The organism is Geothrix sp. PMB-07, assembly GCF_030758935.1.
Classification (GTDB): domain Bacteria; phylum Acidobacteriota; class Holophagae; order Holophagales; family Holophagaceae; genus Geothrix.
In genome coordinates this window covers 2,832,438-2,855,239 of sequence record NZ_CP132333.1, presented here as the reverse complement: position 1 = coordinate 2,855,239, position 22,802 = coordinate 2,832,438, and the positions used below count along the sequence as shown (strand labels likewise).

Sequence of the window (22,802 nt, the reverse complement as noted above, 5' to 3'; positions counted from 1 at the left end):
ATGATGGCGTCCATGGGAGCCGATGACAGGAAGGTCGACACCTCGAAGGCCAGGAGGGGAACCATGTCCTTGATGGATATCCGGAATTGGTCCCGCGGGCTTTCGGGCCGGATCGTCCTGCACAGCCTCCTTCCGCTGGGGCTCTTCCTGGTGCTGCTCTTTGCCGTGTTCCTGCCCCGGCTCGAGCGATCGGCCATGGCCACGAAAAAGGCGGGGCTCCGGAACCTCGTGGAATTGGCCATGGGCATCCTGGAGAACCAGGAGGTGGAGGTCCGGGCAGGGCGCCGCACGCGCCAGTACGCGGAGACCCGGGCCAAGGAGCTCATCTCCAACCTCCATTTCGATGGCAAGAACTACCTGTGGATCCAGGGCGAAGGCCCGCGCATCATCCAGCACCCCATGGCCACCTTGGTGGGCAAGGCCACGGATTCGCTGGAGCCGCGCCAGGCGAAGCTGTTCCGGGACTTCGATCGGCTGGCCGATGCCGCCGAGGGCGGATTCCTGGAGTATGAATGGCCCCGCCCCGGCGAGTCGGGATTGGTTCCGAAGGTCTCCTACGTGAAGCGGTACAAGGACTGGGGCTGGACCCTGGGCACCGGGGTGTATACGGATGACGTGCGAAGGGATGTGACGGTCACCTTTTTCTGGATGCTGGGGGCCACCCTGCTGCTGTCCGGAGCGGTGTTCATCCTTTCGCTTCAGTTCGCCAAGAAGATCACCCGGCCCCTTGGGCGGCTGGTGGATGGGCTGCTGAACAGCGATCTGTCCCGGGAACTGGCCATCGAATCCGAGGATGAGGTGGGGGCCGCGGCCCGTGCCTTCAACGCCTACAATGCGGGCTTGCGCACTACGGTGCTGGAGGTGAAGCAGCTGGCGGAGCGGGTGGCTTCTGGCAGCACCGAACTGTCCGCCTCGTCAGAACAGATGGCGCGCTCGGTGGAGGAAATCGCCCGGGTCGGCGAGACGCTGCAGTCTTCAGGCGATCAGGTGGTGCAGGCCATGAAGGGGCTGAGCCGGAATCTGGCTGAGGTGAGCACGCAGACTCAGCAGGTGGGTGAGCGCAGCAGCCTGGCCGTGGCGGAAACCGAGAGGGGCACGCTGTCTGGGCAGGCCGCCTCGGAGGGGATGGGCAACATCCAGCGGGTAACCGGAGACATCTTCCAGGCCGTCCAGGTCATCCAGGAAATCGCCAATCAGACCAACCTCCTGAGCCTGAATGCCGCCATCGAAGCTGCCAAGGCGGGCGAACAGGGCAAGGGCTTCTCCGTGGTCGCGGAGGAAGTCCGCAAATTGGCAGAGCGCTGCGCCGAGGCGGCCAAGGATATCGAACAACTCATCCAGCAGGCGCAGGGAACGGTTTCGCAGGGGACTGATCGTGTGGCCGAGACGCTGCGCAACCTGGAATCCATCCGGAGCCAGATCGGCGCCATCGCGGCCAACATTCAGGAAGTGGACAAGCTGGACCACCAGGAGGCCCAGACCGGGGCCACCGTGGAAGCGCTCATGGACCGCACCGCTGGGCAGTTGACCCAGAATGCCGCGGCCACCCAGCAACTCGCAGCTACCGTCCGCGAGGTCACCAGGACCTCCGAGGAGCTGGCCCATGTGGCCGAGGGTCTTATGGGCGTGGTCAGGGGCTTCCACCTGTAGGTCACGGCGGCCGGAAAGGAAGGCCTCATCCTGTGGCAGACCATCAAGTCCACGATCCCCCAAGTGATCCTGCTGGCCTTCATGGCCTGGGGCTTCGCGTTCCTGTTCCCGGGATTGGTACCCTGATCTTCGTCTGGTCATGAAATGCAAACCACCAAGGCACCAAGCCACCAAGAAAAGCGAACGGATTTTTGGGTGATTCTTGGTGCCCTGGTGCCTTCTCGGTATCGGCCATGCCGATACGCGAGACAAGATGAAATAGGGTGGTGAAATCTTTTAAGGCAATGGAGACCTGAACCCATGCGCATCATCGTGGCTCCGGATTCGTTCAAAGGCAGTGTGTCGGCCCTGGGCGTGGCCGAGGCCATGGAGCGGGGCATCCTCGCGGTGTTCGCCGATGCCGAAGTCGTCAAGGTGCCCATCGCCGATGGGGGCGAGGGTACCGTCGAAGCCCTGGTGGCCGCCACGGGAGGGCGGCTCATGCACACGGAGGTGCGCGGGCCCCTCGGTGAGCCGGTGCGCGCCCACTGGGGCATCTCCGGCGATGGCACCACGGCCTTCATTGAAATGGCCTCGGCCTCGGGCCTTCCCCTGGTGCCGAAGGAATCTCGCGATCCCAGGATCACCAGCACCTACGGCACAGGCCAGCTCATGAAGGCGGCCATGGATGCGGGGCTGGCCCGGCTGGTGGTGGGCATCGGCGGCAGCGCCACCAACGATGGCGGCACGGGCATGGCGCGGGCTCTGGGCGCCCGCTTCCTGGATGCCGAGGGCCGGGATCTGCCCGAGGGTGGCGCGGCCCTCGCACGCCTTGCCCGGATCGATGTCAGCGGCCTGGATCCCCGCCTGCAGGAAGCCTCCATCCTGGTGGCCTGCGACGTGGACAATCCGCTCTGTGGCCCGCGGGGCGCCTCCGCCGTGTACGGCCCGCAGAAGGGCGCCACGCCCGAGATGGTGGCCGAATTGGATGCAGCCCTGGCGGTCTTCGCCCGCGTGGCCGCCGCCGCCACCTACCGCGAGGTGGCCCTGCGGCCCGGTGCCGGAGCGGCCGGAGGCCTGGGTGCAGGGTTGCTCTTTTTCACGGCTGCGAAGCTGCGACCGGGTGTGTCCATCGTTCTGGAAACCACCGGATTCGACGCCCTCCTCCAGGCCGCGGATCTGGTCATGACCGGCGAAGGGCGCACGGATGCGCAGACAGCCATGGGGAAGGCCCCCGTGGGCGTGGCCGAGGTGGCCAAGCACTATGGCGTGCCGGTGATCTGCCTGTCGGGCGGCCTGGGGGATGGTGCGGATGAGGTGTTGGCGCAGGGCATCGATGCCCTCGCCAGCGTGGTGCCCCGGCCCATGGCGCTGGAGGCCTGCATGGCCCAGGGCAGTGCCCTGGTGGAGGCCGCCGCGTCGCGGGTCTGCCGTCTACTGAAGGTAGGCATGTTCCTACAGTCATTTCAGTGAACAATGGGAACACCCATTCCATTGGCTCCATAGGGAGGCTGTCATGAGCATCGACCTCGAATTCCGTTCGGGGATTCTGGAGGATTACGCCGACGTCTACACGCCCGAGGTGCTCCGCGCTCTGGAGGCCCTGGCGCCCCTGGATGCGCGGCGGCGCGAGCTGATGGCCCAGCGCACGGCCCGGCGGAAACGCCGCGCGGACAACGGCGAGCGCATCGCCTTCCTGGACCCTGCCTCGCTCATTCCCGGTACCCAGATCACCGTCGCCGACGCCCGCGCCGGCAACTTCGACGGGGCCATAATCCCGGCCGACCTTCAGCGGCAGTGGATCCAGGGCACAGGCCCGGCCACCAAGCCGCGTTCTGACGTACGCTCCGGCATCCGCAACGCGGCCTACGCGCTGCTCTCCGGCGCCGACGGCTGGATGTTCGACGGCGAGGATGCCCTGGGCCAGGTGGATACCATGTCCCTGGACAACCACCGCAACCTCAAGCTCGCCATCGCGCGCAGCCCGCTCTTCCTGGAGGTGGCGGAAGACGTCTCCCGCGAGATGAACCAATGGGCCCAGGGCTTCTTCGGTCATCCCATCATCGCCGACTGGCGGCAGCAATTGGACTTCACCACGATCATCTACCGGGTGCGGGGCCTGCATCTGGAGGACCGCCACATCCGCCTGGATGGCCACGGCTTCTCCGCCTCCATCGCCGACATGGTGCTCTACGTGGTGAACAACCAGGAGCGCCTGCGCGCCGCGGGCCGCAGCATCGTCCTCTACCTGCCCAAGACGCAAACCGCCGAGGATGCCGCCTGCTTCAACAGCTTCATCCTGGCTTTGGAAAACCACCTGGGCCTGCCTGTGGGCGCCATCAAGTGCTACGTGCTGGTGGAGCAGATCGAGCAGTGCTTCCAGCTCATGGAGATCCGTGCCGCGCTGTCGCCGCACTTCGTGGGTTTCAACACCGGCCGCTGGGACTACATCAACAGCGTCTCGGATGCTCTGGCCTGGGACCAGGCCTTCGTGAATCCCAACATCACCTCGATCACCATGACCTACGGCTACATGCGGGTCTATGAGGACCGCGTGCGCCGGGCCATGAACACGCCCGACCGCAATGGCCGCTTCGCCCTCTGGCAGGGTGGCATGGAGCCCAACATTCCCGTGGGTTCCGAAGCCGGGGTTTCCGCCAGCATGAAGAAGGCGGTGGCGGGCGCCGAGCGCGAGCAGCGCGAGGGGGCTTCGGGCAAGTGGGTGGCCCACTGGAAAATGGTCCACATCGTCCGTCCCGTGTGGGAGCAGGTGGGCCAGGACAACCAGGCCGGGCGGGCTTTCCCGGCCCTCACCTACACCGCGGAGGACGCGGCGGGCCTCATGCAGCTGGAGCCCGCGCCGCGCACCATCGCGGGCGCCCGCGACCTGCTTTCCGTGGCCCTGCAGTACGGCAACGCCTTCCTGCGCGGCTTTCAGGCGGCAGCCCTCAAGCCCGCGGACTTCTTCGGTAACGACGATGTGCTCTACCTCATGGAGGACATGGCCACCGGCGAGATCCGCCTCTCCATCCTGTGGGAATGGATCCACAAGGGCGCGGTGCTGACCGAGGCCGATGCCGAGACCGGCTGTGCCGCCGGGGACGCCTTCACTCCGGCCCTGTTTGCTCGGCTGTTGGAAGAGGAATACGCCAAGCTCCGCAAGGCCAGCAATCGCGACGTGCATGACGATTCCAAGGACACCACCCTGCCCATCGCCCGCGCCATCGTGCAGACCTACGTGCAGAGCGACCTCAAGGCCCCCTGGTATGTGGACCTGCTGAACCTCAACCTGGGCGTGGAAAGCCTCGGCGAAGCCGAGCGGCGCATCACCCGCTTCCTGGCGGCCTTCAAGAAGGATGGCACCCGGCTGACCGAGAACCTGGATTTCTGAAGACAGGCCTCAGGCCACGGAGATCCGGTTGGGGAAGTGGGTCTTGATGCACTCCGGACAGACGCCATGGGTCTGTGCGAGTTCTGGGTGATCGAAGAGAAGCCGGTGGGCCGGAGCCCAGACGCCTCGGCGGTCACGAGTGCGATGGCACCAACTGCAGACTGAGGCCATGCTGATGCGCGACAGGCGCGGGTTTGTTCTTTCAGGCCGGGGGCGCGCAGCCAGCCCAGGCTCCGTCTCCGAACCCAGGAATACTGCCTGGGGTTCGAGGCATGGCGTCCACGATTCCACAGGCAAAATGGTGCAACATTCGTGGGACATTGGCAAGGCGGGACGCAGGCAAGGCGAGCCCATCCAAGGGGTGAGAAGGGCCTATTTTGTGCTGAGAAGCTGCGCCGCGAAGGCGTTCAAGGCCCGGTAGTAGGGATCGACGCTGGGGATGTAGTGGCGCTCGCCGGCGGCGTGAGGGCCGATGCCGGTCTGGCCCCAGACCACGGCCTGCCCACCCGGCGCGAAACGCGCGGAGGTGCCGGCGCCCTTGCGGCCGATGCGCACATCCCCACCGGCGGCGGTGATGCCTGCCAGCAAGGCTTTCAGGTAGGGGTTCTCGGGATCACAGGCCACGCCGGGTTCCCAGGCGGAAGGGATGAACTCCAGCTGGCGCTCGGCCACGAGGGCTTCGATCTCGGCCCGCAGCTTCGACACGTCATCTTGCGGGATGGGACGGATTTCCACGCCCAGGGCACCGCGATCCGCCGTGATGTTGAACACGCCGGGCGTGCCCACCTGGATGTATGCGAAACGGGCCAGGGACTGCCAGCCGTCCGCCGATTTCAGGGTGAGGTGCTTGGCGAAGAGCTCACGCAGGGCCTCGCGGGCGCTCAGCAGCCGCTCCGTGAGATCGGCGCCGCCCACCAGGCCGCTGTGGCCCCGGGTGCCGTGGGCCACCAGCTCGAAGCGCAGCACGCCGCGGTTCTGGGTGCAGACCTCGCCCCAGAGCTCGGTGCCCTTTTCGCCGGTGCGTTCGCCCGCGATGAGGAAGGAGGGCTCGTAGCCGTGGCCTTCTTCCTTGAGCACCTTCAGTACGTGGGGCGTGCCCATGGGCTCCTGCTCGCCGTTCTCCTCGTTGCCGAGCAGCAGCAGGTTCACGGGCGGGTAGGGGGCGCCCTTCTTCAGCGTGTCCTTCATCCACACCAGATAGGTGGACACCACCGTCTTCATGTCCGCGGCACCGCGGCCCCAGAGGTAGTCGCCCTCGATCTTGGGTTCGAACTGGCTGTCATCGGGCTCGGGTTCCACCACATCGAAGTGGCCGCAGAGCATGGCGGGGGCGTGCTCGCCGCCGGGGAAATGGGCGAACACGGCCGGGAAGGGGCCCGCGTCAAAGGTGCGCACGGGCACGCCGTGGTTGCGGAGGTAGTCGTAGACGAAGGTGGCGGCGCGGTGCACCTCGGGCAGCCGCTCCTGGGGGCAGGCGGTGACGCTGGGGATGCGCACCAGACGCTGGGAGAGATCCAGCACTTCGGCCGTTTTGTCGGCGTATTCCGTTTCCACCAGGGCCTCGGGCCGGGGCTGGAAGCGCACCGGCGCCTGGGGATCGAGGTGCACCTCATCCCGCGCATGCTCCACGAAGTCGCGCAGCTTGCCTTGTTCTCCGCCCAGGTCTGACAGGTGGGCGGTGATGGTTTCCACATCGCTGCGCACCTGCTCCTTGCGGGCCTCGGCCAGGTCCACCAGCAGGTCGGCCGGCACGATGTCCGAGCTGCCGAGCTTGGCCTTCAGGCGTTGGCGGATTTTCTCGGCGGTGCTGGGCGCGCCCGCGGCGAGGTCGCGCAGGGGCTGCAGGTCGTCCCAGAGGCCCAGTGCCTCGGCCATCGGCCGCATCTGCTGCAGCGTCCAGTCGAGGAACGCCGACAAGGCGATGGGCTTGGCGGTGAGGGGATCCTCGATGATCGCGCGCAGACCTTCCTTGGCCGCCAGGTTCTCGTTGCGGCGGGCCCGCTTGATGTCCTCGGCGTCGTAGCGGAAGCCACGGGCGAAGTCGGGATCGGCGTAGAAGCGGAGCAGGAGCAGGTGCTTCAGCGTGAGGTTGGCCACATCGAGGGCCAGGTCGTGGCAGGGGTCGTCCGTGCGCACTTCCACGCGGGCCATGGGCAGGTCGATGCGGGCGAAGAGGTTCTGCCGCTCGATCTGGGCGGCCATGTCCTCCACGTTGCGCGTCTCGCCGGCGGCGAAGAGGCCGCGGGCGTAGATGTCATGCAGCTGGTCGCTGGTGACCTGGATGAGGCGCTCCACGGGCTCGGCCTGGGAGCGGGCGCGAACCGGGATCCAGTTGTTGTTGCCGAAGCGCACGCCGCTGCGCACCAGCTCGTAGGACAGGCGCAGGTAATCCGGGTGGCTGCGGTTGAGGTCCGGCACATCCAGCGCGGGCGGGTTGGGGAAGGTGAGGTTGCGCACGGATTCAAAGGGCGTGAGGCGCACGACAGGCTTGCCGTCCTCTTCGGAGGCCTGCAGGGGCGTGCTGGCGCTGGCGGCGATGAACACGGCCGCAAAGGCGCGCATGAGCCGCGTGCCCGTGATGTAGACCTGGTTCTTGTAGTCGTCCAGGTGGATGTCGCCCCGCTCGGCGGCGCTCAGGTGCATGAAGTCCCAGGCCAGCATGGGCTCCGGCAGACTCAGGTTGGAGTGGGTGCCGGCCGTGGCCAGCTCCGTCCCGTACATGTCCACGCAGCGCTGCAGGTAGCGGCGCTTGGCCAGGTGCCAGGACTCGGGCACACAGTCGGGCCCGATCTTGGGCAGCACGAGCAGGTTGCCGTGCCAGTAGTGGAGCGGCTCGCCGAAGGCGCGGCCCGCCTTGGCCAGGGCGTTGATGAGCGCGCCTTCCAGCAGGCGGCCCTCGTACACGGCGCCCCTGGGCGTGTGGTAGGGCTTGGTGACGAACTCGATCATCCAGTGGAAGACTTCGAGCTGGTGGTATTCCTCGGTCCAGGGCGCGAGCACCTTGGCACGCAGGTGGTCCACGAAGGACATGCGGTCTGGCCCCGTGCCCACCGTGAGCAGGGGGCGGAACTGGGGATCCATGAGGTTCCACTCCAGCTCCAGGCCGCAGAGACCGCCGGAGGGGCGGGTCTCCAGCGCGGTCTGGCGGGCCAGCTGGAACTTCTCGACGAAGGCATTCAGATCGAACATCGAAACTCCGTGCTCATCATGGGAACTGCAACTGATCACCACCAAGACACCAAGGCACCAAGAAAAACCAAAAGACTGTTTTCATCAGTTCTTGGTGTCTTCGTGTCTTGGTGGTGAATCCTTTTGTCATTTATTGCTGAAGGGCCTTCAACGCATCGATCAGCCGAGTCGCCGCGCCCTGGGTGCGTTCCACGGGCGTCGCATAGGAGAAGCGGATCCACTCCGCGCCATAGGGGCTGAAGAAGGCGCCGGGCACCACCGCCACGCCATGGTTCTCGGCCAGGTGCTGACCCAGGGGCTCGGAGTCGGCCCAGCCCTTGGCCTGCAGCGCATCGGCCACCTTGATGAAGGCGTAGTAGCCCTGGCCGATGATGTGGGTGCGGCCCTGGGTCTTCAGGAACTCGCGGATCCAGGCGCGGCTGGTGCGGCAGGGCCCGACGATGGGCGCGGCGGCGACCTGCAGACCCTTCTCGTAGGCCGCCATGGCCACGGCCAGGCTGAAGAAGGAGGGGATCACCGTGTGCGAAGCCTGGGCCACGATGGTCTTGGTGACCTCCGCATCGGCCAGCAGGTGGCAATTGCGGATGTTGGAGCCGCCCAGGCTCTTGGTGATGCCGTCGAGCACCATGAGGCGCTTGCGCAGCTCCGGCTCGAAGGCGCGCAGCAGCACGTTCACATCGTAGGGCTCATCGTCGCCCACGGCGTGGTACATCCAGTCGAAGAGCACGAAGGCGATGCCCGCCTCCAGCGCCGCCCGGGCGAGCTCGATCTGGCGCTGCAGGGTGAGCGTCTGGCCCGTGGGATTGTCAGGGCTGGTGATGACGAGGCCCGCCACCTTGCGGCCCGTCTTGGCGGCCTCCGTGACGCAGGCGCGGATGCCGTCTTCGGAATAAGCCCAGCCTTCTTCGGCGCGACCCGGAGCCCACATCACGTTGGCGCCGATGCCATACGGCCCCCAGTTGTAGCTGATCCAGGGCACGCGGCTGACCACGATCACATCGCCCTGGCGGCCGTGGCCCAGGGCCAGCATGGCCTGGTAGGCCTTCTGCAGACCGTCGCGGCCACCCTGGGTGCCGATGACGTTCGCTGTGCCCCAGCCAGTGTCCGGCGCCAGCTTCCAGTAGGACTCGGCCACGATCTTGCGGTAGGCCTCGGTGCCGAAGGGCATGTCGTAGGCGGTGCCGTGCTGCTTCTGCAGGTCGAAGGCGCGATCCAATAGGGCTTCGGGCACGCCGGGCAGCGAGGCACCGCCATCGCCCTGGCTGGCGTCGAAGACCGGCACACCCGGCTGCTTCTCCTGGAACACTTTCAGCGATTTGTTGATGAGGAACATCCGGGACGCCGGAATGGGCGCCATATGACCCAGGTGATCGCTCACGGGGACGAGGTTCGCCTGAGGTACGGCGAAGGCTGGGGTCTCGGGAGAGAGCAGGTGGGACACGGATCCTCCAGGTGCGGGGGGACGCAGGTGGGCCGATATGAAAAGGTCGCCCCTGCGGAACCGCAAGGACGACAAACTCAGTCCAAGAATAGCAGTGGATGGGCCTGGGCCAAGACTGAGAATTTGATGAAGGCAATTCCAAAGGATAAAAACCTGACAAATCGTTCAATTGGCGATGAACCGATCATGTGCGGTTCAGATCCGCTGTGGCACGATAAAAGCCCTTTTTATCTGTTTATAAATGATCCTTATGCCTGGCCGATCTCCTTGTCTTTGTGTCGGAAAAGTCGGGCACCCTGGCCGGTGTAATCGGCCACTTGGTGGCCGTTTCCGCGCAGCAGGTAGCGGTGGCTGAGCAGGCCTTCCAGGCCCACGGGACCCCGCGCATGGATGCGGCCGGTGCTGATGCCCACCTCGGCGCCGAAGCCGTAGCGGTAGCCGTCGGCGAAGCGGGTGGACGCATTGTGGAAGACGCCCGCTGCATCGACGTCCGCCAGAAAGCGCGTCGCGGCAGATGCATCCTCGGTGACGATGGCTTCCGTGTGCCCGCTGCCGTGAGCGCGGATATGCGCCAGAGCTTCATCGAGATCCGCCACGATTTTCAGCGCCAGGATCGGTGCGCCGTACTCGGCATCCCAATCGGCCTCAGTGGCGGGGAGAAGATCGGGGACGAGCGTGCGGCAGGACGCGCAGCCGCGCAGCTCCGCGCCGTGTTGGCGCAGGTTTGCCACCAAGGGCGGCAGCAGGCGGACCGCGGCCCCCTGGTGGATGAGCACCGTCTCCACCGCGTTGCAGGCGGCGGGGTACTGCAGCTTCGCATCCCGCACCAACGCCAGCGCCATGGCCGTGTCGGCGGCCTCATCAAGGACCATGTGGCACACGCCGTCGGCATGGCCCAGCACGGGAATGCGGGTGGCGGACTGGATGGCCTGCACCAGCGCCTTGGAGCCTCGGGGGATGACGAGATCCACCAGATCGGGCCGCTGCAGCAGGGCGTGAATGGCCTCGCGATCCGGCAGGCTCTGGACAGCGGCTTCAGGCAGATCCGCTTGGCGCAGGGCTTCCTGAATCAAGGCCGTGAGAACCGCATGGGAGCGCTGTGCCTCGCTGCCCCCCTTGAGCAGCACCGCATTGCCGCTCTTGAGGGCCAGGGCGCTGATCTGGATGAGGGCATCGGGTCGGGCCTCGAAGATCACGCAGAGCACCCCCAGGGGGCAGCTGACGCGTGTGAGTTCGAGGCCTTCATCCAGCTCCCGGCGCAGCTGCACCTGCTGCAGGGGATCGGGCAGGGCGGCCACGGCGCGGACGCCTTCCACCATGGCCACCACCTTGGCGGGATCCAGGCGGAGCCTCTGCAGAGTGGCGGCCTCCAGCGAGGCGCTGGCCGCACGGACATCTTCGGCATTGGCTGCGAGCAGCGATGCCGTCTGCCCTTGCAGGAGGTCGGCCAGGTGGTGCAGCGCGGCGTTTCGCTGTGTGGAAGAGGTGGTGGCCAGGCGGCGGGAGGCCTGCCGGGAGGCTTCGGCCCAGACTTGGATTTCGGCCTTGGCGGCGGAATTCGTGGTGGCGGTCATGAAAGAACTCCTTTCTCGGCGCATTGGAAGAAGGTGCCCACGGCCTCTCCCGCAAGGATCTGATCGAGGATGCGGGGGACCAGCCCCGAGGCCAGCGCCACGGGCACTCCGGCCTGGGCAGCTTGCCGAGCCGCCGCCACCTTGCTGGCCATGCCCCCGCGTCCTCCTGGAGAGGTGCCCGCCAGGTTCACCGGCAGATCGGCGCCGAAGGGCACCCAGGCCAAGGGTGCGGCGCTGGGATTCTGACCCGGATCCTCCGTGTGGAGGGCGCTCACATCCGAAAGCAGAATGAGCAGGTCGGCCTCCAGGTGCGCGGCCACCAGGGCGGAGAGGTGGTCGTTGTCGCTGAAGATGGGGCGTGGGCCGGGATCGGGTCCCGGGTCCGGGCGCTCCAGCTCCAGGGTGGAAACGGTGTCGTTCTCGTTGAGCACGGGAATGGCCCCCAGCTCCAGCAGCGTTTCCAGCGTGTGTCGCAGATTGAGGTGGCGCAGGGGGTCGGAGAAGTCATCCTCGGTGAGCAGCACCTGGGCGGCGCAAAGCCCCAGCCGCGCGAATCCCTCCTGGTAGAGGGCCATGAGTTGGCCCTGACCCACGGCGGCGCAGGCCTGCTTCTGAGCCAGCGCCAGGGGCCGGTCTCGGGGTTGGAGGCCCAGCTGACGGGCCCCCAGCCCCACGGCTCCCGAAGAAACGAGCAAGGGCTGGGCGCCGCGCTGTCGCAGGGCGGCCACGCTTTCCATGAGGCCGTAGAGGCGGCTGAGGGCAGGGCGGCCGTCGGTGTCCACCACCACCTGGGTGCCCAGTTTCACGATGATGCGTCGGGCGGCAGGGACGCTGGCGCGCGGATTCATGGCGATGGCGCCGAGGGCAGATGAGGGCGACGTCACGGATGCCTCCAAAGAAAAACCCCCGATCCGGGTGTGGGTCGGGGGCGGGAAACAGGGTTGGCTGCTGCTAGATCAGACGCTCCCTCCGGCCACCGACTGGCTGTGGCTAGGGCGAGGGTTGGGGGTCAGGTGGCCGGTCACGATGCTGTCAGTGTGGGGGGTGTCGGTTCTCGGCACAAGTGGCTGTTCAGACAGAGGGGCTTTCTTCTCTGTTCTGGCTGCAAATCCGCCGCAAGCATCGAAGGTCCACTAACCTCATGAGCAGGCTGGAACGAAACCTCCGGGCTGTCGCACAAACCGTCAGGGCAAGGAGTCAGGGTTGAAGAGCACTTGGAAACCAGGCGGAGAAAGCGGCGCCCATTCCATCGTGGAATGGAGCATCGGTCCCATGGACTGGCGCCTGGTGGCTCTGCTGGCGGGGCTCAAACTGCTGGTCCACCTCCTGTCCAGCCAGGCCTATGGCTTCTTCCGCGACGAGCTGTACTTCCTGGACTGTGCGCGCCACCTGGGTTGGGGCTACGTGGACGATGCGCCGATGATCGCCCTCCTCGCCAAGGTGTCCCTGGGCCTGGGGGGTTCCCTGCCAGCGGTGCGGCTGCTGCCCGCCCTGGCCGGGGCCGCCAAGGTGGCCCTGGGCATGGGGCTGGCGCGGCAAATGGGTGGGGGACGATTCGCGCAGGGATTGACGGGGCTCTGCCTGCTCGGGGTGCCCGTCTTCCTCGGCACGGACAGCATTCTGTGTGTGGGCGCCTTCGAGCCGCTGCTCTGGATGGGCTGCGCGGCCATGCTCATCGAACTCGTGCGCACGGGCAACGACCGGCTGTGGCTTTGGTTCGGCCTGCTGGCGGGACTGGGGCTGGAAACCAAGTACGCCATGCTGGTCTTCGGCCTGGCGGCACTGGTGGCCATCCTGCTGTCGCCGCTCCGGCGCGATCTGCGCAGGCCCTGGATCTGGGCGGCTGGGCTGCTGGCGCTGCTGATCTTCCTGCCCACCCTGCTGTGGCAGATCCGCCACGGGTATCCCCTGCTGGAGGACATGGCCAACATCCGGCGCATGGGAAAGAACGTGGTGCTGGGGCCCTGGACCTTCGTGAAGCAGCAGATCGGATTCCTGAACCCCCTGCTGTTTCCCATCTGGTTTTCGGGGCTCTGCTCGCTGCTGTTCGGGCGCCTCTCCCGGCTGCGGGTGCTGGGACTCCTCTACCTGGGCATGCTCGCACTGATGATCGCCCTCCAGGCCAAGGACTACTACCTGGCCGCCATCTACCCGATGCTCTTCGCCGCGGGCGCCGTGGCCACTGAGGCCTGGCTGGCCGGGCGGGACTGGAGCCGCGGCCGCCTTTGGCCCAAGGTGGTTCTGCTCTCGGGCATCGGTGCTGTCACGGCCCTGCTCATTCCTGCGCTGCTGCCCTTCCTCTCTCCTCCCCGGCTGCTGGCCTACCAGCGCGCGCTGGGAATCCGGCCCGCCAAGCTGGAGGTGCGTCATGACGGTCCGTTGGATCAGCGCCTGGGCGATCAGTTCGGGTGGCCCGAGATGACCGATGAGGTGGCGCGGATCTACCACTCGCTGACACCTGAGGAGCAGGCACATACGGCCATCTACGCCGCCAGCTATGGCGAGGCCGGTGCCATCAACCATCTGGGACCAGCGCGGGGCCTGCCATCAGCCCTCTGTGCCCACCAGGCCCACTCATTCTGGCCAGCCCCCGACCGCGACTACACGACCTTCATCTGCTTGGGGTGTGACGAGGGGCTTTCACGGGTGTTCGAATCGGTCCAGGTCGCGGCTGTCCACCACCATCCCTGGGGCATGGCGGAGGAGAACCGGCCCATCTACCTGTGCCGCGGCCCCAAGCGGAACATCCGGGCCATGTGGCCTGAACTGAAGCACTGGGACTGAGCTATCAGGCCTGGGCTGCTGCGTTCAGAGCTTCCCACAGGGCCTGCACATGCGACCGTTCGGTGGTTTCAGCGCCGATGCTCACGCGCAGCATCTGCTTGCCCTTGAGCATCGAAGGCGTCAGGTAGGCCTTGCCGCTGTCGTTCAAACGGCGGGCCAGCTCCAGGTTGTGGGCGGCGAGGGCCGCTTCATCCAGGCCGGGCTTCAGGTGCCGGATGCACACGGTCTGCAGGGGCACGGGCGCCAGCCGTTCCCAATCCGAAGCTCCGTCCACCTGGGCCTTCAGCCACTGGGCGTTCTCCAGGTCGCGGCGCAGGCGCGCCTGCAGGCCCTCCACGCCCACGTCCATGAGGTAGAACCACAGCTTGAGGGCCCGAAAGCGGCGGCCCAGCTGGATGTGCCAGTCGCGGAAGTTGCTCACCTGACCATCCTGCGCCGTGCGCAGGTAGCTGGGGTTGGTGCTCATGACGCGGATGAGGTGTTGGGGATCGCGCACGTAGTAGGCGCTGAAATCGAAGCCTACGCCCATCCATTTATGGGGGTTGAAGATCAGGCTGTCGGCCCGCTCCACGCCCTCCCACATCCAGCGGCACTCGGGCAGTACCATGGCCGTGCCCGCCAGGGCCGCATCGACGTGGAGCCAGAGACCGTGCTGTTCGGCAAGGTCGGCCATGGCCGCGACGGGATCCACGGCCGTGGTGCCGGTGGTGCCCACCGCAGCCACCAGCGCGCAAGGACGCAGGCCGATCTCGAGATCCTTCTCGATAGCCGCCTTCAGCAGGTCCAGGCGGATGGCGTGGTTCTCATCGGTGGGAATGAGGCGCAGGAAGCTGCGGCCGAAGCCCGCCAGCAGCGCGGCCTTCTCGATGGAGCTATGCCCCTGGTCCGAGGCGTAGACCACCAGGGGCGCCTCGCCGCTCTGGAGCCCCTCCTCGTTCTGGGCGTAGCCGGAGGCTTTCTCCCGGGCGCAGAGCAGGGCCGTGAAGGTGGCGGTGCTGGCGGTGTCGTGGATGACGCCCGTGAACGCGGGGCTGAGGCCCACCATCTGCCGCAGCCAATCCATGACCACTTCTTCGACTTCGGTGGCGGCGGGGCTGGTCTGCCAGCTCATGCCCTGGGCGCCGATGCCTGAGGCCGCCAGATCCCCGAGGATCGAGGCGTAGCTGGTGTTGCTGGGGAAGTAGGCGAAGAAGGAGGGATGGTTCCAGTGGGTGATGCCCGGCATCACGTCCCGTTCCAGGGCCGCCAGGGCGGCATCCATGCGGCCGCCCTTGAGCGGCGGATGGTCCGGGAAGGCCGCCCGGATGTCTCCGGGCTGCACCCGGCTCATGACGGGCAGGCGCTCCAACCCCTCGCGGTAGTCCGCGATCCAATCCACGAGCTGGTAACCGAGGCGGCGGAATTCTTGGGCGTCCATGCCCCCAGTGTGGCAGATCAGTGGTGGGCCGACGCAGCCGGAGCCAGGGAAAGCGGCTTGAAGAACTGCACCTTGCCGGTGTCCAGATGATAGAGGGCGGGTACCACCCAAAGCTGCTCAGCGGCGACCTTCTCATGCAGCAGGGAGGAGCGGTCCAGGATGGCCTGGGCCTGCCGCTTGGCGTTGGCCTCTTCCAGGCGGCTCAGGTGGGCCTTGGCTTCCTCGTTGGGATCGTGAGGTGTGCTTTCCAGCAGGCCCGACATGCCCGCCTGGAGGGCCCAGAGGTTGCCCGGCAAGGGTTTGCCGTTGGCTTCACGGATGGCTTTCACGGCGCCGCAGCTGGTGTGGCCCATGACGACGATGAGCTTCGAGCCCAGGTGGTCGGCGGCGTACTCGGCGGAGGCGATGCCCTGAAGATCCGGCGCGTTGCCCGCTTCGCGGATGGTGAAGAGGCGCCCGGCCTCCTGATCGAACACCAGCGCGTCCGGTACGCGGCTGTCTGAGCAGGTGATGACGATGGCGAAGGGCGACTGGCCACCCACCAGGGCCGCGCGCATGGCCACATCGTGCCCCGTATCGAGGGTGCGGACACGCTTGCCTGCCACGAAACGGGCATTGCCCGTGGCCAGCTCCGTAAGCGCCGCGCTGGGGCTATCCGGGGTGTCGGCTGAGGGTGCGGGGCCATGGGCCGCCGGGGTGGCAACCTGGCCGGCGGGTGCTGCGGCGTGGGCCTCCGGCTTGGCCTTGGGCTTCGCCTTGGTGGCTGCGGCGGGCTCGTGTTCCTGACCTTGGAGGGACAGGGCTGCGGTCAGGGCAAGAAGGGGCAGTACGCGCATGGACGCTCCGGCATGGACTGTCCAACAGATCGGGTGCCCCGGCGCGGGAGCTGAATCTGGTCACCTCCCGCATGTCGGCCCTGGATCCTGGATGATGGTTATTCGTAGCGAAGGGCCTCGATGGGATCCTGCTTTGCGGCCTTCATGGCGGGCCACAGCCCGAAGATCAGCCCCACGGCCGTGCTGACGCCGAAGCCGAGGACGATGCTCCAGAGCGGCGCCGCGGCGGGGAAATCGAAGGCCAGGCGCACCAGCATGGCGATGCCCAGGCCCGTGGCGATGCCGATGGCGCCGCCCACGCCCGTGAGGGTGACGGCCTCCACCAGGAACTGCATGGCGATGTCCTTGCGGGTGGCGCCCAGGGCCTTGCGCACGCCGATCTCGCGGGTGCGTTCGGTGACGCTCACCAGCATGATGTTCATGACGCCCACGCCGCCCACCAGCAGCGCGATGCTGGCGATGAGGATCATGGCCCCGGCGATGCCGCCGGTGATGGCACGGAACGTCTCCATCTGGCCCTCGCTGGTGAAGATGGCGAAATCATTGGGATCCTTCGCCTTCAGGCCGCGGCGTCCGCGCAGGATGGTGACGCCCTGGTCGGTCATGGCCTGCATCTCGTTGGGGTTACGGGGCACGGTGGCGATGTGGATGGTGTCGCCATTGCTGTTCTTCACATCCGGGAACATCTCGTCGAAGGTGCTGAAGGGGATGAGCACGATGTTGTCGGCGCTGCCGCCGAGGAAGGAGCCGCGCTTCTCCAGGAGGCCCACCACTCTGAAAGCCACGCCGTTGATGAGCAGCTCCTGGTTGATGGGATCGCGGTGGAACCAAAGGGCCTCGGCCACATCCGGGCCGATGACGGTGGTCCGCGCGGCGTGGGAGATGTCAGCATCCACGAAGAAGCGCCCGTCGGCGATCGCCGCATTGTTGGCGGGTGCGTAGTCAGGCACCACGCCAGCCAGGGTGGGACCGTTGGCCTCCTTCCCCTTGATGTTCTTGAAGGTGGCGGAGGCCGCGAGGGCGGGCAGGTTCAGGTACCGCTCGGGGCTCACGGCCATGGCCAGGGTGTTGAACCGCTTGAGGGCCTGGGCATCCTCCCAGGTGAGATCACGGCGCTTGCGCTGCTCTTCGGGCGGTCCCGTGGGGCCGCCGCCGAAGCGGGGCTCGTATTTCTGGTACTGCACCAGGGTGGTGCCGAAGCTGGAGAAGGCGCCGGTGATGGCATCGTTGAAGCCGGCCACGAAGCTCACCATGGCGATGACCGTGGCCACACCGGACACGATGCCCAGCAGGGTCAGGAAACTGCGCAACCGCTGCACCTTGATGGACCGGAAGGCGAACCGGACATTCTCGATGCCGATGTTGCGCAGGGCGGAGCGGGTTTGGGCCGAGGCCATGTCAGCTCCTATTCCGCCCGGAGGGCATCAATGACAGGCAGGTTGGCCGCCCGCCTGGCAGGCAGGAATCCGGCCAGAAGCCCCACCGCGGTGGAGAGGCCCACACCCATGAAGACGATGCCCACGGTGATCTGGGCCGGAAAGCCTGTGGCGGCCTTCACCAGCAGGGCGATGCTGCCGCCGAGCAGAACCCCGATGATGCCGCCGGCCATGGAGAGCAGGGCCGCTTCGAGGAGGAACTGCCGCCGAATGTCGCGCTTGAAGGCGCCCATGGCCATGCGCAGGCCGATCTCTTGGGTGCGCTCGGCCACGCTCACCAGCATGATGTTCATGATGACGATGCCGCCCACGCCCAGGGACACCGAAGCGATGAGGGTGAGCAGCACAAAGGTGGCCGTGCTGATCTGGCGCCAGAGTTCTTGCAACTGGTCCTGAGTCAGGAAGCCCACCGGGTCGGGATCGCGCCAGGAGGTGTGGCGCAGGGCGCGGAGGAAGGCGCGGGTCTCGTCGATGGAGTCGCTCAGGCCCTCCACGCCGCCCCGGGCCTTGATGAAGTAGTCGAGGGGGTCGTTGGGGGCGAAGAAGTTCTTGCGGTAGACCTGGAAGGGGATGACCACGAGCTGGTCACGGTTGATGCCGAGACCCTTGCCCTCCTTGAGCATGTGGCCGATGACCCGGAAGGGCTGGCCGCGGACGAGAATGGTGCGGCCGATGGGATCCTGGCTGGGGAAGAGCTCTTCCTTGATGTCAGCGCCGATGACGGCCACGTTCTGAGCCGACTCGTCCTCGCCCTCGGTGAAGAAGCGGCCGTTGCCGCCGGTATCCAGGTTCAGGATGCGCGGGAAGTTGGCGGTGCTGCCCACGACGAAGGTATCCGCCAAGCGGTGGGTGCCGTAACTGACGGGCAGGGTCTTGAAGGAGCGGGTGGCCGTCAGCTGGGCGTGGCTGAGCACGCCGCTGCTGATGCGCTGGTACTCCTCCCAGGTGAGCTGAGGGCGCTTCACGGCTTGCAGGAATTCCTCGCGGCTGCGGATGATGCCGAAGCGCGTGACCACGTACATGTCCGGCGCGAGGACGATGACCTTCTCCTGGACGTAGCGGTTCAGACCCGTGATGATGCCCACCACGCCCACGATGGTCGTCACCCCGATGATGATGCCCAGCAGCGTGAGGAAGCTGCGCAGCTTGTGGGCCCGGATGGCCCGCAGGGCCACCCGGAACAGCTCTTGATAGTTCATGGGGCTAGCCCTTCTTCTCGTCCTTCTTCTTGCTCTTGTCTTCCCGCACCAGCTCGCCGCCCTTGAGGTCGCGCAGGATGCGGAAGGGGCCCGTGATCACGGTTTCACCGCCCTTCAGGCCATCCAGCACTTCCACATTCAGATCGCCCAGCAGGCCAGTCTTCACGGGCACAAACTTGGCTTTCCCGTTGTCGAAGAGCCACACGCCTTCCTCATCCCGGGGCGCGCCGGGCTTGAGGGTCTCGCCGGGCTTGGCCTTGATCTCGCGGGTGACCAGGGACTGGATGGGAATGGCGAGCACCTGATCGCGGCTGCCGGTGAAAATGTCCGCCTGGGCCGAGAGGCCGGGCTTGATGGTGAGCGGCGGGTTCTTGATCCAGACCTTCACCTTGAATTTGATGGCCTCATTCGCATTGGCCTTCAGGATGGGGCTGCCGCCCACCTCGGTGACTTCGCCATCGAAGGTCTGATTGGGATAGGCGTCGATGCGCACCTGGGCCTTTTGGGCCAGCTTCACGGTGGGGATGGAGGCTTCGTCCACTTCCATCTCGGCTTCCACTTTGCTCATGTCGGAGATGGTGACAAGCACCGTGCCCGCCTGGTTCTGGATGCCGGGAACCGCCGTCTCGCCCAGCTCGATGCGGCGGGCGGTGACGACGCCATCCATGGGCGCGGAAATGGTGGCGTATCCCAGGCCCACATGGGACTGGGCCAAGGTGGCCTTGGCCTGGTCGGCCCGGCGGCGGGAGGTCTCCTGCGCGGCCTGCGCCGTGTCATAGGCGGTCTTGGCGCGCTCGAAATCCGCCGCGGCGATGATGCCCGCCGCACGGTTGGCCTTGGCGCGCTCGAAATCCGCCTTGGCCTGGGCCAGGTTCGCCGTGGCGGAGGTGAGATCGGACTGCGCGGCCTGGAGGCTCGCCTGCATGGCATCGGCGTTGGCCCGCGCGCTGCGGGGATCGATTTCCATCAGGAACTGGCCCTTGCTGACCCGGTCGCCCTCCTTGACCGCCAGCCGCGTGACCTGGCCCATGACGTTGGCGGAGATGTCGGCTTTGGTGACCGCCTGCACCTTGCCGTTGGCGCTCACCTTCGATTGGAGGCTCTCCCGCCCGACAGTGGCGATCTGCACCGCCTGGCCCTTGTCCTGCATGCCGGCGACACTCAGTCCGCCAATGAGGACCACGGCCAGACCACCGCCCAGAATCCATAGTTGCTTGCGCTTCATGTCAAAGGCCTCCCCAAGGGGCTAAAGATGCATATGCTTCGCCCGGCAGAGCAAGTGGTTTAGTGAACGTCGAGATCGTAAATGGAAATAATTTTCATTGACGTTCACGCGCTAATAGAAAATGATTTCATCTGGTGGTGATTCCGATGCTTCGATCCTTGATGCGCACATCCCTGGTTTGCACGCTGGCTGCGGGTTCCGCCATGGCGGCCTCCGCGAGCAGCGGGGTGGTTTCAGGCCAGGTGGCCGATGATCAGGGGCGGCCGGTGGGCGGCGCCACCCTCATCCTGTCGAATCCCGTGTCTGGCTACCGGCAGCGGGTCCGGAGCGATGCCAAAGGGGGCTTCACCTTTCAGAATGTGCCCTTCAACACCTATCACCTGGACACCAGGGCCGCGGGCCTGTTGCCGGGTCACCTCGACGTGGACGTCCACAGCCAGCTGCCCCTGGTGGTGGCCGTTGCGCTCAAACCCGAGGGCGCCGTGGTGGCCGTGGAGGAGAATCTCCGGTTGGTGGAGGATCACCCCTCCACCCACCTGGACATCGACAAGAGCGCCATCGAGCGCACCCCTGCGGCGGTCCAGAGCCGGGCGATGGAAAGCATTCTCCTGGCCACGCCCGGTTTCATCGCCGATGAGAATGGCCGTTTCCATTTCCGGGGCAGCCATGGCCAGATGACCTACGTGGTGGATGGCATTCCGGTGTCGGACCAGATGCACGCCACCTTCAGCAACAGCATGGACCCCTCCCAGGTGGAGAGCATGGAGGTCATCACCGGCGGCATCTCCGCCGAGTACGGCGGCAAGCCGGTGGTGGTGGTGAACCTCACCACGAAGTCCGGTCTTGGCGCGGCCAACGGTTTTGAAGGGGAGGCCTCCTTCGGGGCCGCCCGGTTCCAGACCTTCGAGGCTGGGTTCAATGCCCGTGGCGGGTCTGCCTCGTTCGGCTGGTTCGTGAGCGGCGCGGCCAGCGAGAGCGACCGCTTCCTGGATCCTGTCAACTTCGAGAACCTGCACAACCACGGGAAGACGGGCCGGGCCTTCTCCCGCTTCGACTGGATCCTTGGAAGCGCGGACACGCTTCGCTTCTCGGTGTCCGGTGGTCGTACCGACCGGCAGGTGGCGAACCTGACCTCTCAGCAGGCCCAGGGACAGGATCAGCGGGCCAGCACCTCGGATGCGAATGCCAGCCTCGCCTGGACGCACCTCTTCAGTGCGGCTCAGAGCCTGGATGCTTCACTGTTCTACCGGACCTCGCGGGCGGAGCTGAAGCCCACGACGGCCCTGGCAGAAGGGTTCACCGATTCCGGACATCCCGATTTCCCCTACTGGGCCCGGCAGGATCGCAGCCTGGACAACCTGGGGCTGATGGCCTCCTTTACCCAACGCTGGGGCAAGGAAAACCTGTTGAAGGTCGGTGTCCAGCACATCGCCTTCCCGCTGCAGGAGCGCTTTGATTTTGCGATCACCGATGACACGGTCTTCCCCGATCCGACGGATCGCATGCATCCTTACACCCCTTCGGGCGGGGGCCACATCTTCCACTTCGATGCGGGTCTGCGTCCCACCCTCACGTCGGCCTTCGTGCAGAATGACATCCACCTGGGTGCCTTCTTCCTCGCCCTGGGGCTGCGCCACGACGCCTACACCGTGGCCGAGATCTCGGACAACCAGCTGCAGCCCCGGATCGGGCTCAGCTACCGGGTGGATGCCACGGGAACCGTCCTGCGCGCCAGCTACGACCGGCTCATGATCCTCCGGGAGCACGAGAACCTCGCGCTCTCGCTTTCGCAGCAGGCCTGGGACCTGGGCCCCCAGGCGGGCACGCCCCGCCAGCCCCTGCGCCCGGAACACCAGGATTCCTTCAGCTACGGCGTGGAGCAGCAGCTCGGCAGGGCCGGGCGGGTGATGGTGGAGTACTGGGAGAAACACAGCCGGAATGCCGGTGACAATGCCCAATTCCTCAACACCGGTGTGCTGTTCCCAGTGGGCGCGGACCGCGGCCTCTTCCGGGGCATGAACCTGCGGGTGGACCTGGTGCCCGTGAACGGATGGTCGGGCTACGCAAGCCTGGGGAAGACCCGCGCCATCTTCCAGGCGCCGCTCGTCGGCGGCCTGCAGCTGGAGGCGCCTGAGGCCGCGCCGGGGGAGCGTTTCCTCATCGATCACGATCAAAAGCTCAGCGTCCAGGTGGGCATCGCCTACGAGCACGAAGGCTTCACGGCCCAGGTGATCGGTCGCTACGATTCGGGCCTGGTTGCCAGCGATCCGGGCGAGGTCAGGGGCAACCCCGACTACGCCTTCGGCGCCGCCTACGTGCATCAGGATTCCGAAGGCACTTGGCGCATCAAGCCCAGGACCACCTGGGATCTGAGCCTGAGCCAGGCTTGGAAGCTGGCCACCGGCAAGCGACTCACGGTGGGGGTCGATCTCCTCAATGCCACCGACGAAAAGGGGCTCTACAACTTCCTCAGCACCTTCGGCGGGACGCACGTGATTCCTCCGCGCACCCTGGCCGCCCGGGTGAAATGGACTTTCTGAAGCGGGCGTTCAGATCTTGAACTGCCTCATGAGCGAAGAGAGCTGCTCGGCGATGCGGGCGAGATCTGAGGCGGTGCGGGACATCTCATCAGAAGCAAGCATCCAACAGTGATGGCCGGTGAAAAGGTCAGCTGGCGTTTG

Annotated in this window: 14 protein-coding genes; 5 read left to right on the top strand and 9 right to left on the bottom strand. The window is 66.4% G+C overall.

The annotated features are described in order from the left end of the window. The first annotated feature begins 63 nt into the window (after positions 1 to 63). The 3 genes from Q9293_RS12545 (at position 64) to Q9293_RS12535 (ending at position 5,020) form a co-directional block, all read left to right on the top strand. The gene (locus Q9293_RS12545) at positions 64 to 1,650 is read left to right on the top strand and encodes a methyl-accepting chemotaxis protein (RefSeq protein ID WP_306246984.1); all 1,587 of its coding nucleotides are present in this window, start codon (positions 64 to 66) and stop codon (positions 1,648 to 1,650) included. A gap of 300 nt (positions 1,651 to 1,950) precedes the next feature. Beyond that, the gene (locus tag Q9293_RS12540; RefSeq protein WP_306246983.1) at positions 1,951 to 3,102 is read left to right on the top strand and encodes a glycerate kinase; all 1,152 of its coding nucleotides are present in this window, start codon (positions 1,951 to 1,953) and stop codon (positions 3,100 to 3,102) included. A 43-nt stretch (positions 3,103 to 3,145) separates the two neighbouring features. Then, positions 3,146 to 5,020 (top strand): hypothetical protein, encoded by a 1,875-nt coding sequence (locus tag Q9293_RS12535; RefSeq protein ID WP_306246981.1) that lies wholly within the window; start codon positions 3,146 to 3,148, stop codon positions 5,018 to 5,020. 372 nt (positions 5,021 to 5,392) lie between these two features. Here Q9293_RS12535 and Q9293_RS12530 read toward each other — a convergent pair whose 3' ends face one another. The 4 genes from Q9293_RS12530 to proB all read right to left on the bottom strand — a co-directional run bounded on the left by Q9293_RS12530 (position 5,393) and on the right by proB (position 12,108). Next, positions 5,393 to 8,209, bottom strand: coding sequence for a M20 family metallopeptidase (locus tag Q9293_RS12530; RefSeq protein WP_306246979.1), 2,817 nt, complete (start codon positions 8,207 to 8,209; stop codon positions 5,393 to 5,395). A gap of 130 nt (positions 8,210 to 8,339) precedes the next feature. Then, positions 8,340 to 9,650, bottom strand: coding sequence for a pyridoxal phosphate-dependent aminotransferase (locus Q9293_RS12525; RefSeq protein ID WP_306246977.1), 1,311 nt, complete (start codon positions 9,648 to 9,650; stop codon positions 8,340 to 8,342). 248 nt (positions 9,651 to 9,898) lie between these two features. After that, positions 9,899 to 11,224: a glutamate-5-semialdehyde dehydrogenase gene (locus Q9293_RS12520; protein WP_306246975.1), complete on the bottom strand. Its 1,326-nt coding sequence runs from the start codon at positions 11,222 to 11,224 to the stop codon at positions 9,899 to 9,901. Further along, positions 11,221 to 12,108 (bottom strand): glutamate 5-kinase, encoded by an 888-nt coding sequence (proB, locus tag Q9293_RS12515; RefSeq protein ID WP_306246973.1) that lies wholly within the window; start codon positions 12,106 to 12,108, stop codon positions 11,221 to 11,223. Before proB ends, Q9293_RS12520 begins: the two co-directional genes overlap by 4 nt. Before the next feature lie 319 nt (positions 12,109 to 12,427). On the opposite strand from proB, the gene Q9293_RS12510 reads away from it, so the two are divergent. Beyond that, positions 12,428 to 14,008 carry a glycosyltransferase family 39 protein gene (locus tag Q9293_RS12510; protein WP_306246970.1) on the top strand — a complete coding sequence of 527 codons (1,581 nt, stop codon included), beginning with the start codon at positions 12,428 to 12,430 and terminating at the stop codon, positions 14,006 to 14,008. 4 nt (positions 14,009 to 14,012) lie between these two features. On the opposite strand, the gene Q9293_RS12505 is transcribed toward Q9293_RS12510, so the two are convergent. From Q9293_RS12505 to Q9293_RS12485, 5 genes are all read right to left on the bottom strand, one after another. After that, positions 14,013 to 15,425, bottom strand: coding sequence for a pyridoxal-dependent decarboxylase (locus tag Q9293_RS12505; protein WP_306246969.1), 1,413 nt, complete (start codon positions 15,423 to 15,425; stop codon positions 14,013 to 14,015). Between the two features lie 17 nt (positions 15,426 to 15,442). Continuing rightward, positions 15,443 to 16,261 (bottom strand): carbonic anhydrase, encoded by an 819-nt coding sequence (locus Q9293_RS12500; RefSeq protein WP_306246966.1) that lies wholly within the window; start codon positions 16,259 to 16,261, stop codon positions 15,443 to 15,445. A gap of 98 nt (positions 16,262 to 16,359) precedes the next feature. Then, positions 16,360 to 17,658 carry an ABC transporter permease gene (locus tag Q9293_RS12495; RefSeq protein WP_306246964.1) on the bottom strand — a complete coding sequence of 433 codons (1,299 nt, stop codon included), beginning with the start codon at positions 17,656 to 17,658 and terminating at the stop codon, positions 16,360 to 16,362. An 8-nt stretch (positions 17,659 to 17,666) separates the two neighbouring features. Beyond that, on the bottom strand, positions 17,667 to 18,896 hold the full coding sequence (locus Q9293_RS12490; RefSeq protein ID WP_306246962.1) for an ABC transporter permease: 1,230 nt from the start codon (positions 18,894 to 18,896) through the stop codon (positions 17,667 to 17,669). A 4-nt stretch (positions 18,897 to 18,900) separates the two neighbouring features. Then, a complete protein-coding gene (locus Q9293_RS12485; RefSeq protein WP_306246960.1) occupies positions 18,901 to 20,121 on the bottom strand; it encodes an efflux RND transporter periplasmic adaptor subunit in 1,221 nt (406 codons plus the stop codon). 161 nt (positions 20,122 to 20,282) lie between these two features. Here Q9293_RS12485 and Q9293_RS12480 point away from each other — a divergent pair, with 161 nt between their 5' ends. Next, on the top strand, positions 20,283 to 22,661 hold the full coding sequence (locus tag Q9293_RS12480; protein ID WP_306246958.1) for a TonB-dependent receptor: 2,379 nt from the start codon (positions 20,283 to 20,285) through the stop codon (positions 22,659 to 22,661). Positions 22,662 to 22,802 lie beyond the last annotated feature (141 nt).

Bases quoted from the DNA above. Each gene is read 5' to 3' on its own strand.
- Q9293_RS12545 (WP_306246984.1), top strand. From the start codon at position 64: ATGTCCTTGATGGATATCCGGAATTGGTCCCGCGGGCTTTCGGGCCGG.
- Q9293_RS12540 (WP_306246983.1), top strand. From the start codon at position 1,951: ATGCGCATCATCGTGGCTCCGGATTCGTTCAAAGGCAGTGTGTCGGCC.
- Q9293_RS12535 (WP_306246981.1), top strand. From the start codon at position 3,146: ATGAGCATCGACCTCGAATTCCGTTCGGGGATTCTGGAGGATTACGCC.
- Q9293_RS12530 (WP_306246979.1), bottom strand. From the start codon at position 8,209: ATGTTCGATCTGAATGCCTTCGTCGAGAAGTTCCAGCTGGCCCGCCAG.
- Q9293_RS12520 (WP_306246975.1), bottom strand. From the start codon at position 11,224: ATGACCGCCACCACGAATTCCGCCGCCAAGGCCGAAATCCAAGTCTGG.
- Q9293_RS12505 (WP_306246969.1), bottom strand. From the start codon at position 15,425: ATGGACGCCCAAGAATTCCGCCGCCTCGGTTACCAGCTCGTGGATTGG.
- Q9293_RS12500 (WP_306246966.1), bottom strand. From the start codon at position 16,261: ATGCGCGTACTGCCCCTTCTTGCCCTGACCGCAGCCCTGTCCCTCCAA.
- Q9293_RS12495 (WP_306246964.1), bottom strand. From the start codon at position 17,658: ATGGCCTCGGCCCAAACCCGCTCCGCCCTGCGCAACATCGGCATCGAG.
- Q9293_RS12490 (WP_306246962.1), bottom strand. From the start codon at position 18,896: ATGAACTATCAAGAGCTGTTCCGGGTGGCCCTGCGGGCCATCCGGGCC.
- Q9293_RS12485 (WP_306246960.1), bottom strand. From the start codon at position 20,121: ATGAAGCGCAAGCAACTATGGATTCTGGGCGGTGGTCTGGCCGTGGTC.
- Q9293_RS12480 (WP_306246958.1), top strand. From the start codon at position 20,283: ATGCGCACATCCCTGGTTTGCACGCTGGCTGCGGGTTCCGCCATGGCG.